Raw genomic sequence first — 9,988 nt, 5'->3', positions numbered from 1 at the left:
TTCTCGGAGCATCCCGCCGAAAGCTGTCCGTTGGAGCACATCCACTAGCATACGGCGGGATGCTGTAGTTCCTACGCGACTGTTTCACCAGACTCGGCAAGAGCGTCCATCGGAGATGACCGACACGGTGGCCTTCCTTTTTCAGTCGGCGGAGTATTTCGAGGTTGTCGTAGAGGCGTTCCACGACGTTCTGTAGCGTGCGCGAGTACACGTCACCGAGGTCGTCCCACCACTTTTTGAGGTCGGGCAGGACGCCGAGTTCGTCGTACCGGGACATGTCTTCGACGCGGTTGAGACGGTGGAGAAAGTGGTTGTACGCCTGCCGACAAATATCGCGGTGGCGGTCCAACTCTTCGCAGATGGCGTCGGACGGCCTGAGGCGATATTTGTGGGTGCGGCGCACGGTGAATCGGCTTTATGTCGTGCGATTGGTAAGGCTTCGGGTCATGGTAGGCTGGATGATAACGGGCGCTGTATCCCTACCCTATCGCTCGCCTCCGCAACGCGGCTCGCGCTTGAGGGTGGATCTTAGCGTCCTGCGGTTCATATAAATACGCCAAAGAACGTAGCTGGTCACATGGCCAACGAGACCGCGACTGAATCGACATCGGCCGACGCCCATACCGCCGCAGCAGAGGCGTTCGTCGAACGCGCGCGGTCCCAACACAGCGACAAGATCGCCGAATTGTACGTCTTCGGCTCCACTGTCCGCGGTGAAGCGAGCGGTCGATCAAGTGACGTCGACGTCCTCATCGTCCTCCCGGATAACCCCGACCGAGACGCCATCGCCGACTCCCTCCGTGACATCGCGTATGACGTGATGCTCGAATACGGGCCGCTTGTCGAACTCCACATTCTAGACGGACCGACGTTCGAGCGCCACCAGCAAGAAGGGAACCCGTTCGTCCGAAACGTCCTCAGAGAGGGCCGCTCGTATGCCTAACGACGATACACCCAGTGAAGCCGCCATCGAAGACCAACTCCGACAGGCACACCAAGCGCTCTCAGATGCCAAAGGTGCACGAGACGCAGAGCTTTCCGACACGGTCGTCGTCAACCGCCTGTACTATGCCTGCTTCCACGCTGCACAAGCTGTGCTCTATAACCAAGAGCACGATCCCACAACTCATGGCGGCGTTCTTAGCCTTTTCGGATCCGAAGTTGTCAAAGAAGGAAATGCAGCGCGCGCGGACGGCCGCTTTCTGAATGACCTTGGAGAACTCCGCCAAAAGGCTGACTACGGCTACGGAACAATCGACGAAGACATCGACGCCCTTCTCACTCGAACCCGTCAATTTGTCTCAGAGATGGAAGCTCTCTGCTAAATCTCCGAATGACAAACTGTTACGTGAAAGACAGGCGCAAAGCCTCGCCGTTCACGGCGGGGATACGCGCCGTGAGCTGATTCTGTGGCTGTTCAACCACTGGTTCCGTGTGTCGTGTGACCTGATATTGGTCGTAGTGTTTAAGTAGCATCGGTTTTATTACAAATGTAATAGCCGTGATCGCCACCGTGACGACGAAGTTTTCGCAACCAACGCGAAAGCGCCGTCACGAGTGGCAACAGGCCATGCACGAGTATCGTGATGTGAAGCAGTTCCTCATCGACGGCTGGGAATCCGACGAGTTCGGCAAATCCATCACGACCGGAAGCATCGACTCGCCGCTATACTCAGCTATCCAGAATCAGGCCATTCGTGAGGCGAAGGCCGACCATAGCCGCGACGGTGCGCTCACCTACACGGCGGCGCAACCGTTCGCCACGAACAATCAGAACTGGGAGATTGACCGTACCGAGAACGGTTCGGTCGTAGTCGGATTCCCCTGTATCAATCAGTGGTGGTACACTCCCATCGAGGTACACGACCACATCCGCGAACCCGTCGAACGCCTCGTGAACGGCGAAGCCGGGCGGTCACGGCTACAAGTGTACCGTCGTGGCGACGACTGGTTCTGTTCGTTCACCGTCGAGTACGACGCCGAAGCGGATGGTGAAACTCCAATTGGAGTGGATATCGGCGAGCGGCACATTCTCGCCGTTCACGAGCCGCGTTCCGATGAGTCGATGCTGGTTTCGGGCAAAGAGGCACGGTACGTCCGGCGAAAGTTTCGTTCCCTACGCGATTCGCTTGCGGAAGCGGGAGCACTTCGTGCTCGCAACCGCGTGGGTGAAAAGAACACCGCCGTATCCGTGACCTGAATACACCCTCTCGAAACGACTCGTGGAGTTCGCCGCACAGTTCGACAATCCGTTGATTTGTCTCGAAGACCTCGAAGGCATCCGCGACCGTACTGGATGGTCGGGTGTCTATTCATGGTACTTCGACCAACTTCGCCGGTTCATCACCTACAAGGCCGAACGCGAGGGTATCCGCGTCGAAAGCGTTGACCCTGCGTACACGAGCCAGACCTGTTCTCAATGTGGTGAACGCGGCGACCGCGACGGCGACCACTTCGCGTGTTCATCGTGCGGGTACGAACGTCACGCGGATTTGAACGCGGCGGCGAACATCGCCGTCAGAGAGGGAGAACCATGCACGGACTAACGCTTCGGGCGAGTCGAACCGTGCTCCCCAGCAGGCTGAATACCCTGCCGTCTTTGACGCCCACCGTGTGTGGGTGGGAAGGCCGCTTTGACACGGCTGGATGCGCTGGAACGCACGCCCTCGGTCACAATTGGGCGGCAACCGCTGACGCACCTCCCGAACGGGAACTTGAGTGCCGAGGAAACGCGCAACCCCAATATCCCCTTCGGGGAATCCTCGCCCTTTAGGGCGGGGAGGATGTCAACTTGCTTGACGATGGATCGATACCAGCCTCACGTACCCCTTAGAGTGGCTGTGTATCTGCCTGCCCGTCATCATTTGCGTTATCAAATGCTTCGGTGAGGATTTCGCTCACGTTCTGCGGCTGAGACACGTTCGTGAGAAGTATCTCGAGATCGTCTGATCCAGCCGTGTAGATCGTAATATCGCCGAACGAGAAGAGGCGTTCAAGCACTGACTGGCTGCAGGTCGTATTCTGAATCCGATCGTGGCGAATTTTGAGAACGTCCTGACTGATCAGCCCCTCTTTCCGGTACACCTCTTCAGTTGTGATTACGTAGTGGGTTCGTCTGAGCATCCCATACTGGATTGTGAAGAACACGATGCCAACCGCGACAAGGATGAGCGGAAGGAACGCCCACTGTTCAGCGAGTGTTTCAGGCACCCAGTCCAGCGGGATCAGGAACGCAGCAGTGAGTCCGATCCCAACGATGATGAGAAAGAGGCTGAACAGGATATCCGAACCGATTGTGTAGAGGGAGGGATGTCCGTCCCAGAGAACCACTTCATCATCGGTCAGGTGAAGCCAGTCAGCTGTTTCGACGGAAGCCATGGATGGTATCAGTAGCTGTTCCCTGAATAATAAACGTTCTGCGTGGCGACATCTACTTCTCCAGTTCACTGCCATCCAGCTCTGGCACGAGGTCCTCTAGGATCGAAAGTGCCGTTTCCAGATCTTTCAATTCGCCTCGTCGCTGCTCGATCTCGAATTCGATTTCTGTGATACGTTCGGAGATACGATGACAGATATCGCGAGGGGCATCGAGTTCAATCTCTCCTGGTCTTTCGTCGATGACTGTTGGCTCTTCAGTGGCGATCTCCGGGCTGGCACCGGTCGAGGTGCTGGATGGAGCTGTACCGAGTGCTTGACCGCCGTCAGTCGCAACTGGAGAGGGCATCGGTGGCGACGTGTCAGTTGGGCGTGCTGGCTCCCGTTCGGCGAGCTCTGCATCAGAGGGCCAGTCATTCGGATGGGCAACTTCACCGCACGCGATATCGAGTTTCACCCGCTGGAGATGCTTGCAGTCTGTCTCCGAGGGTGGGGTCGTCTGATCCGGACAGTTGCATGTTGGTGAGCCATTCTCGGTAGAGCTGCTTTCAGGCGGAAAGTGGACAATGTAGGTCGCTCCGGAAGCAGATTCGATGTGGTATGTTCCAGGTCCGCGAGTGATTACAGTCATCGGTTCATCGATCGCGCGTTGCGTTCGCGGGTCGAGCGTGGAGTACAGGCTGGAGCGGTGGTTCGTGGATGTGTCTGTGCTCATCGGTTCTGAGAACACCTCGCGCCTCCGGGGCGGAAAAACTGAATGAGGTCCGTTGCCTGCTGGCCGATCTGGGTGGCAGAGAGTATTTCAGGAAAGGCAGAGGACAATCGTTGAACCGACACAAATGACGCCAACGATTACACGCCGCCGACTACTCGCTGCTGGAGGGGTTGGACTAACTGGTGTAGGGAGCGGGTATGTTCTCTTGGAGCGGGCCAGCGGGCCATCGACACCAACGTGCGACTCGTCTCCGCCAGCGAAGCTCGATTCCCCTGCACTGGGTAGCTCGAATGCCGCGGTGACTGTCGCCGAGTATGTCGACTACTCGTGTCCCCACTGCCGAGACTATGCGCTCAACGTCTTCCCCAAAATCCGCAGCAAGTTCGTTGCGTCAGGGGCGGTCCACTACGTCCATCACGACTTCCCGATCCCGGTCGATGACTGGAGCCGGCCGGCTGCGAACGCTGCTCGCGAGGTCCAACGGCTCGGTGGTGACCAAGCGATGTTCGCGTATACGATGGCGTTGTTCCGCCGTCAGGATGATTTTTCGTATGGTCTGTTCAAGAATTTTGCTGATAGGTTGAACGCGAATATCGATGGCGAGAAGGTACGGCAGGCAGCAAAATCGGGCGCATACTGCAAGCTGCTCAACACTGAATCCAAGCAGGCGTCCAACCGTGGTGTGTCGGCGACGCCAACCGTGTACGTCAACGAGAAGAAGCTTGAAGCTCCGTCCGCAAACTCCCTGATTAGCGCAATCGAAAAATCCCAGCAGTGAATACTGCTCTATTGAAAATGGACGACAGCGTAGGGATTTGATGATTCAGGCGATTATTCTCTGATATAATCTGTCTCTTCGTTGTCTGGAATATACCTGATCAAACTAATCGCGTTGATCACTACCAAATCAAACGGGAACTCACGATTCACTTCTGACTCAAATGCGTAACGTCTCAGTTCAGAACGCTACAGGGTTAGAGCGGGTTTCTGCCTCTTGTTTACAGAGAGTTGGCATCTCCGTAGCTGTCGTGGTCAACATTGACTGAGAACTCTCTCCCACAGCCTTCACCAGGATCGGGCTTTGGCCAGTGGCTTCCCCCATCGCAAGTGAATGCACCATTATTGGGGATATCTCCAGAAGAACCTTTGATTGCTTCGCGGTCTGAGTCCGGGATCTCAACTGTGTTTTCTACACCGCAGTGAGGGCATTGGACATCGGTTGGACTCGCCATATTGCTGCTTCGATAGTCGTACACCTTAAACTAATGGGCTTTAGAATCGGCATTGGCACCTGCTGATGTTGGCCTACAGTTGTCTTCGGCTGGGTGTTGCCGATAGCGCTCTGGGAACCGTGCTCTCACAAACGACGTCGCTGTGCAACGATCTCAAACACTCGCTGAAGGAAGCGGTGCAGAATCTGTTGTTGTGGACTCTGAACAATGCTGATCAAGGAGTAGACGGTCTCATGGATGAACTCGAAGGGGTCTTTATATGGGTACGAGGTCCAGTCATCACAAAAGCGTGGCTTGGTGCGTTTCTCCGTCGGGATTTTCTTCGTTGGCTGCACTCCAGACAGGACGACCAGGAGCGTCGGCAGCTGGACAGACCGAGTGGTCACAGACCTCTTCGAGCGCCCGTTGGTCGCGTTTTGCGTGGATCCGGCACCGGTGATCTGATGGCCGCCGACACGATTCCCCGACGTCGGCTTCGCAGGTTGGACACGCGACTTCAAGTGCTGGATCGCGCTCCCACTCTTGCCCGCAGTTGTTGCAGCTAGCCGTCATCGCAGCCCGTCGATGGTTACGTAGTATGGGTCGTTTTCGGACCAGTTCTGGGCTCTCTCCGGTGCGTTTTCGTGGGTCGCGAGCGCGTCCGACTCACCAGTATCGTCTTCGAGAAGTTCTCCGTTATCGTCCAGCGCTGCTTCGACGGGGACGGTGTACGTTTCGGTATCGTCACTGGTGAGAGCGCGGTTGTCGTGCCAGATCTGTGGGTGGAACGTCACAACCGCTTCATCCGCGCCTTCGATTTCTGACGACAGCGAAGTTTCGGAGTGGCGGGTGTTGTCTGACATGAGTAGTCAGTAGTGAACATCGGCGGGAACGATCCACGGTTTGTCGAGGTCTTCGTAGGCCCAGACGAAATCCTCGAAGGTGCGTATCCCGTGACCGGAGCTGTCGTAGAGGTAGACCGGCGGACCGGCATGGGCACCGAGATTCCTGCAGCGATGGCGAATGAGATCGTTGTTATTCATTGATTTCTTCGTCGCTGAGAGAGGAGAGTGCGTCGCGCACCTCTGTGAGATTGCGCTCGAATTCTTCTTTCGTCGAGTTCCATCCTCTCTGGAGGAGTTCGCAGCCCTTGTCGGAATCGAGTTGAGCGGCAATGGGGAGTTCGCCCCACCGATCTTTGCCCGCGATATGAGTTCCTTCCCCGTCGAACGTCACGTAGTAGTCGAATTTGGCGGAACTCTCGACTGTGGCTCCAACGAGACGGTCAAAGACTGATCTGCGTGCGGCTCCGAGAGCATCGTCTCTGGACTGTCCGTCAACGATCGCGTGGATGATCTGGTGCATAGTTTCGTGTTTGGATTTTGACGTGCTGTGTTTCGATTTCACTCACGCCTGCGCGACTCTCCGGCATGAAAAACTGGGGGGATTTCGTGCGAAAGCGATAGATTTGGAGCGGTGGCTACTCGCCGCTCACTGGTGCCGATGAACAGTCTGACTCGTGGTCGACGCCGGCCCAATAGTCGGCTTGTGCGCTGCATTCGGGACAGGCGAATGCGCCGGGCCGACCCTCGTCTTGTAGTCGGTCGTAGGCGTCGTCGTGGCTTTCGAGACCTGCCTCTGCGAGATGATCAAACACTTGCTGTTGGATGCGCTGTTGTTTCGCCTCGGGTGCGATGATCGTCCCGTTCTCGTCGAACACTTCGCGGAGATCGACGCCGCCGAGCCGGATCATGTCAACCACGTCTTCGTGGCCAATGGTCCACTCGTGAAGTGCTGCATCGGCGGCAAGTCCGTCGAAAATCTCGCCGAAGATGAACTCGAAGGCGAGCTTTCCATCCCATGGCTCGCCGTGATCGTCTGGCGACGATTCGCGTAGCGCCCAGTCGGCGTGGGTGCCGTTCGTCTGGATTGTGGCTGCCAGCAACAGCTCACCGGTCCCTTCGTTCGGGTAGACGATATGCTGGCGGTCGCACTCTTCGCAGTAGGTTCGGTGGGCGTACAGGTTCGTCCCGGGATACGGGTGTGCATATCCGCCGAGTTCGGCGTTGCTCACGTAAGTCGCTACGCGATCTCCGGCTTCCATCGGCCCCGAACAGAAATCGCAAACCAGTTCGACTGATTCGTTGTCGGCGATTTTATGAATGCGATTGAACTGGGTGGTGAAGCGATTCAGCGCGCTACCGGTCATTGCTCTTCACCGTTGGCACTGTTACCTGCGTCGTCACCGAACAGACATCGCGTGGCGGCGTCGTCGCCACCGAGCGTCTGTTGACCGCTCTCGACATCGGCGAACAGCGAGCGCTGATCGCTCTCCGTGCGCTGGGAGGGGGTCTGAGCCCGATCATCGATACCGAATCGGGTTGCACTCGGTTTGGCGACTCGTCCTGACCCTTCGCTGTGATCGATTTCTGCGCCGAAGACTTCGAGCGAGGTTTCGACGGTATCGCCGTCGGGTTCGATCTCGCCATCGTCGCCGAACACCATCTGCTGTTCGCGTGGGATCGACCCCGTATCTGCAGCGGCTTCTGGCTCTGTTCGGTCTTCTGTCTCTGCCTCTGCCTCTGGTGCCGTGGCTGACTGTGTTTCGCTCATGATTGGACTGGAAAATCGTGGTTATGGACTCGATAAGGCGGATTAGCTACGAATCAGCCGATTCAGCGTTTTCTTCGTCTTCGTCTGTGCCGTCGTCCTGGTCGTCGCGAAGCTGTCTGAGATCCTGCTCGATACTATCGGTGTACTCCTCCACCAGCGAGTAATCGTCACCGTCAAGCAGGAACGCCCGCGCGTACACCAATCGGTACTCGTCGTCACAGATCCGACAGACGAAGATGTCGTCATAGCCGTTTTCAACCAACTCGTATTCGACGTATTCGAGGTGCTCCTGGCAGTCGTGATCCTCTCCATCTGGGTTGTCAGATGTGACACTGTCGGTAGCTGTTTCCTCCGGCTGTTCGGCGGGTGTGGATTGATCGCTCATGGCTGATCTCCTCGCTCCTCCTTGCGTTCGGTTTCCTCTCTCGGTTCAATCGCCCCGCCCGCAGTGAATCGATCACCGGGGAAGTGCAGGTATTCAGCGTTTGCCCCGATGGCGTCATCCACTGTTCCTAACACTGCTTCTTTTGCTTCGGGTGCTTCTTCTTCGAGGGCGAGTGCGAACGATTCTCGGATGTCTGGGTAGTTTGTCGGTTCTTCGGGGTCGAATGGTGCGTGAGGCATGGTCGGGTCTCCTCACACCTCTTGAGGAAGAAAAACAAGGGCGACTACCTCGTGGTCGCGATTCATCGTCAAGGGTTTCGGTTCTCGTCGTTGGAGACTCCACTCTGTCCTTCGGTCCCTGACGGCCCTTGCTCCGAGTGGGCACTGGAGCCGACGATCAGCATCCCATTACCCATCTGTTCTTCCCTTCGGAGATCGGCCATCATGGCTTCCATCGATTCTTCGTTTGCCGCTGGGACGTTGCCGGTGTGGCCCGTCCCGGCATATGTGACGAAGGCATCTGTTCGGACGAAGCCGAGATCGTCGTTGAAGAACGCCACTTCGCCAACGTCCTGCTGGAAATACGCCACGCCAGTATACCGGCCGTTCTCGCCGTCCTCAGTCGTGAATTCGACGTTCATTTGGAAACCTCGTCGATGAGCGTGATTTCGATGTCGAATTCTCTCTGTGTAGCTTCAGCGGCGTAATCGAGCGCTTCACGCCGCATGAGGTCCTCGTTGACTTCACCATCCGTATCGATATATTGCTCGCCAGTGAATTCGAGGACGAGCGAGAGTTCGACACGCCGGCCGCTGTACTCGCTGTTGTCGGAACTATTCGCGTCTTCCGTGTGTGGTTTGCTCATGAGACTTCTGCCTCGTTGCTGGGCAGATCGATCAGGTAGTTCGGCCCATCACTCTCGGCGTCTTCTCGTTCCCACGCAGGCTTCCAATCGGTAATGTACTCGTCGAGGTGTTCTGCTGTGGCCGAAAACCAGTAGCGCTCGTAGCCGCGGCTGGGAGTCCCGAGCCACTTCCCCGATGCAGTTGCACCGTATTCCTCTGTTTCAGGAATCATCTTGGCGTCGTCGGTGAGCCACGTGTACTTTCCATCGAACTCGGCGATAAAGCCCTGATCACCGGCTGGTTCACGGAGGAGACACCGAGTGTTGCAGTCGGCGCAGAACACACCCTGGAAAACGATGTGCGTCCAGTCCTCCGAGCCACAGACCGGACACTGGAGCTCACCGAACGCGCCGTCGTAGCGCTCTTCGGTTTCGACGACCGGCATCACCCTTCTCCCCCGTTGTCCGGAGTGTCCACGGCGACCGTCTCGGATTCAGAATCGTTCTCGCCCGTACTATCTTCGTCGTCGGCGGGGAGTTCGATGATATCGGTCGGGATCTCGCCGCCATCGGTGGTGATGATCGCTCGGGGCGGCATCCGTCCGTGATCGATAACGACCGCTTCATCAGAGACGCCAGCGATGGCAAGCTTGTCGAACTCGCCGCTGCTCGTCACGCTTGTTCGGGGTTCATCGNGATCGATAACGACCGCTTCATCAGAGACGCCAGCGATGGCAAGCTTGTCGAACTCGCCGCTGCTCGTCACGCTTGTTCGGGGTTCATCGTCTTCCAGCGCGTGCCAGAGATCGTCGATGGCGGCTCGTTCGCCACCGGTTTCCATTTCTC

14 protein-coding genes and 2 pseudogenes are annotated in these 9,988 nt (G+C 57.1%); 4 read left to right on the top strand and 12 right to left on the bottom strand.

Features of this window, described 5'->3' with window-relative positions:
- Positions 1 to 403 (bottom strand): helix-turn-helix domain-containing protein (locus C451_RS20395; RefSeq protein ID WP_152420325.1); only part of this gene is annotated, 403 nt, incomplete at its 3' end.
- Between the two features lie 174 nt (positions 404 to 577).
- Here C451_RS20395 and C451_RS01400 point away from each other — a divergent pair.
- From C451_RS01400 to C451_RS24225, 3 genes and pseudogenes are all read left to right on the top strand, one after another.
- The gene (locus C451_RS01400; protein WP_007736853.1) at positions 578 to 943 is read left to right on the top strand and encodes a nucleotidyltransferase domain-containing protein; all 366 of its coding nucleotides are present in this window, start codon (positions 578 to 580) and stop codon (positions 941 to 943) included.
- Positions 936 to 1,325, top strand: a complete 390-nt coding sequence (locus C451_RS01395) for a HEPN domain-containing protein (RefSeq protein ID WP_007736851.1) — start codon at positions 936 to 938, stop codon at positions 1,323 to 1,325. The genes C451_RS01400 and C451_RS01395 overlap by 8 nt, the downstream gene beginning before the upstream one ends.
- A 176-nt stretch (positions 1,326 to 1,501) precedes the next feature.
- Positions 1,502 to 2,546: pseudogene (locus tag C451_RS24225) on the top strand (RNA-guided endonuclease InsQ/TnpB family protein).
- 283 nt (positions 2,547 to 2,829) lie between these two features.
- Here the strand turns inward: C451_RS24225 and C451_RS01385 are convergent.
- Together C451_RS01385 and C451_RS23205 are read right to left on the bottom strand one after the other, a co-directional pair.
- Positions 2,830 to 3,378, bottom strand: coding sequence for a PH domain-containing protein (locus C451_RS01385; RefSeq protein ID WP_007736850.1), 549 nt, complete (start codon positions 3,376 to 3,378; stop codon positions 2,830 to 2,832).
- Between the two features lie 52 nt (positions 3,379 to 3,430).
- On the bottom strand, positions 3,431 to 4,090 hold the full coding sequence (locus C451_RS23205) for a hypothetical protein (protein WP_152420324.1): 660 nt from the start codon (positions 4,088 to 4,090) through the stop codon (positions 3,431 to 3,433).
- A 124-nt stretch (positions 4,091 to 4,214) separates the two neighbouring features.
- Here C451_RS23205 and C451_RS01375 point away from each other — a divergent pair, with 124 nt between their 5' ends.
- Positions 4,215 to 4,868 (top strand): thioredoxin domain-containing protein, encoded by a 654-nt coding sequence (locus C451_RS01375; RefSeq protein WP_080503417.1) that lies wholly within the window; start codon positions 4,215 to 4,217, stop codon positions 4,866 to 4,868.
- 1,002 nt (positions 4,869 to 5,870) lie between these two features.
- On the opposite strand, the gene C451_RS01365 is transcribed toward C451_RS01375, so the two are convergent.
- From C451_RS01365 to C451_RS01330, 9 genes and pseudogenes are all read right to left on the bottom strand, one after another.
- Positions 5,871 to 6,164, bottom strand: a complete 294-nt coding sequence (locus C451_RS01365; protein WP_007736843.1) for a hypothetical protein — start codon at positions 6,162 to 6,164, stop codon at positions 5,871 to 5,873.
- Between the two features lie 6 nt (positions 6,165 to 6,170).
- A pseudogene (locus tag C451_RS01360) lies at positions 6,171 to 6,666 on the bottom strand (hypothetical protein).
- A 115-nt stretch (positions 6,667 to 6,781) separates the two neighbouring features.
- Complete coding sequence (locus tag C451_RS01355) at positions 6,782 to 7,510, bottom strand: hypothetical protein (protein ID WP_007736840.1); 729 nt, start codon at positions 7,508 to 7,510, stop codon at positions 6,782 to 6,784.
- On the bottom strand, positions 7,507 to 7,914 hold the full coding sequence (locus C451_RS01350) for a hypothetical protein (RefSeq protein ID WP_152420323.1): 408 nt from the start codon (positions 7,912 to 7,914) through the stop codon (positions 7,507 to 7,509). Before C451_RS01350 ends, C451_RS01355 begins: the two co-directional genes overlap by 4 nt.
- Positions 7,915 to 7,960: 46 nt before the next feature.
- The gene (locus C451_RS01345; protein ID WP_007736836.1) at positions 7,961 to 8,299 is read right to left on the bottom strand and encodes a hypothetical protein; all 339 of its coding nucleotides are present in this window, start codon (positions 8,297 to 8,299) and stop codon (positions 7,961 to 7,963) included.
- Entirely contained in the window at positions 8,296 to 8,538 is a 243-nt protein-coding gene (locus C451_RS21515) for a hypothetical protein (protein ID WP_152420322.1), read from the bottom strand. Before C451_RS21515 ends, C451_RS01345 begins: the two co-directional genes overlap by 4 nt.
- Before the next feature lie 68 nt (positions 8,539 to 8,606).
- Positions 8,607 to 8,939 carry a hypothetical protein gene (locus C451_RS01340; protein WP_007736833.1) on the bottom strand — a complete coding sequence of 111 codons (333 nt, stop codon included), beginning with the start codon at positions 8,937 to 8,939 and terminating at the stop codon, positions 8,607 to 8,609.
- Entirely contained in the window at positions 8,936 to 9,163 is a 228-nt protein-coding gene (locus C451_RS01335; RefSeq protein ID WP_007736831.1) for a hypothetical protein, read from the bottom strand. Before C451_RS01335 ends, C451_RS01340 begins: the two co-directional genes overlap by 4 nt.
- Positions 9,160 to 9,588, bottom strand: a complete 429-nt coding sequence (locus C451_RS01330; protein WP_007736829.1) for a DUF7567 family protein — start codon at positions 9,586 to 9,588, stop codon at positions 9,160 to 9,162. Before C451_RS01330 ends, C451_RS01335 begins: the two co-directional genes overlap by 4 nt.
- Positions 9,589 to 9,988 lie beyond the last annotated feature (400 nt).

This window comes from Halococcus thailandensis JCM 13552, assembly GCF_000336715.1.
GTDB lineage: Archaea > Halobacteriota > Halobacteria > Halobacteriales > Halococcaceae > Halococcus > Halococcus thailandensis.
The sequence above is the reverse complement of the archived record's forward strand: the minus strand, read 5'-3'. Positions and strand labels throughout refer to the sequence as shown.

What these genes read in the sequence shown, in the direction of transcription:
- C451_RS01395 (WP_007736851.1), top strand. Translation starts at nt 936, where the DNA reads ATGCCTAACGACGATACACCCAGTGAAGCCGCCATCGAAGACCAACTC.
- C451_RS01400 (WP_007736853.1), top strand. Translation starts at nt 578, where the DNA reads ATGGCCAACGAGACCGCGACTGAATCGACATCGGCCGACGCCCATACC.
- C451_RS01365 (WP_007736843.1), bottom strand. Translation starts at nt 6,164, where the DNA reads ATGTCAGACAACACCCGCCACTCCGAAACTTCGCTGTCGTCAGAAATC.
- C451_RS23205 (WP_152420324.1), bottom strand. Translation starts at nt 4,090, where the DNA reads ATGAGCACAGACACATCCACGAACCACCGCTCCAGCCTGTACTCCACG.
- C451_RS21515 (WP_152420322.1), bottom strand. Translation starts at nt 8,538, where the DNA reads ATGCCTCACGCACCATTCGACCCCGAAGAACCGACAAACTACCCAGAC.
- C451_RS01335 (WP_007736831.1), bottom strand. Translation starts at nt 9,163, where the DNA reads ATGAGCAAACCACACACGGAAGACGCGAATAGTTCCGACAACAGCGAG.
- C451_RS01340 (WP_007736833.1), bottom strand. Translation starts at nt 8,939, where the DNA reads ATGAACGTCGAATTCACGACTGAGGACGGCGAGAACGGCCGGTATACT.
- C451_RS01345 (WP_007736836.1), bottom strand. Translation starts at nt 8,299, where the DNA reads ATGAGCGATCAATCCACACCCGCCGAACAGCCGGAGGAAACAGCTACC.
- C451_RS01375 (WP_080503417.1), top strand. Translation starts at nt 4,215, where the DNA reads ATGACGCCAACGATTACACGCCGCCGACTACTCGCTGCTGGAGGGGTT.
- C451_RS01330 (WP_007736829.1), bottom strand. Translation starts at nt 9,588, where the DNA reads ATGCCGGTCGTCGAAACCGAAGAGCGCTACGACGGCGCGTTCGGTGAG.
- C451_RS01385 (WP_007736850.1), bottom strand. Translation starts at nt 3,378, where the DNA reads ATGGCTTCCGTCGAAACAGCTGACTGGCTTCACCTGACCGATGATGAA.
- C451_RS01355 (WP_007736840.1), bottom strand. Translation starts at nt 7,510, where the DNA reads ATGACCGGTAGCGCGCTGAATCGCTTCACCACCCAGTTCAATCGCATT.
- C451_RS01350 (WP_152420323.1), bottom strand. Translation starts at nt 7,914, where the DNA reads ATGAGCGAAACACAGTCAGCCACGGCACCAGAGGCAGAGGCAGAGACA.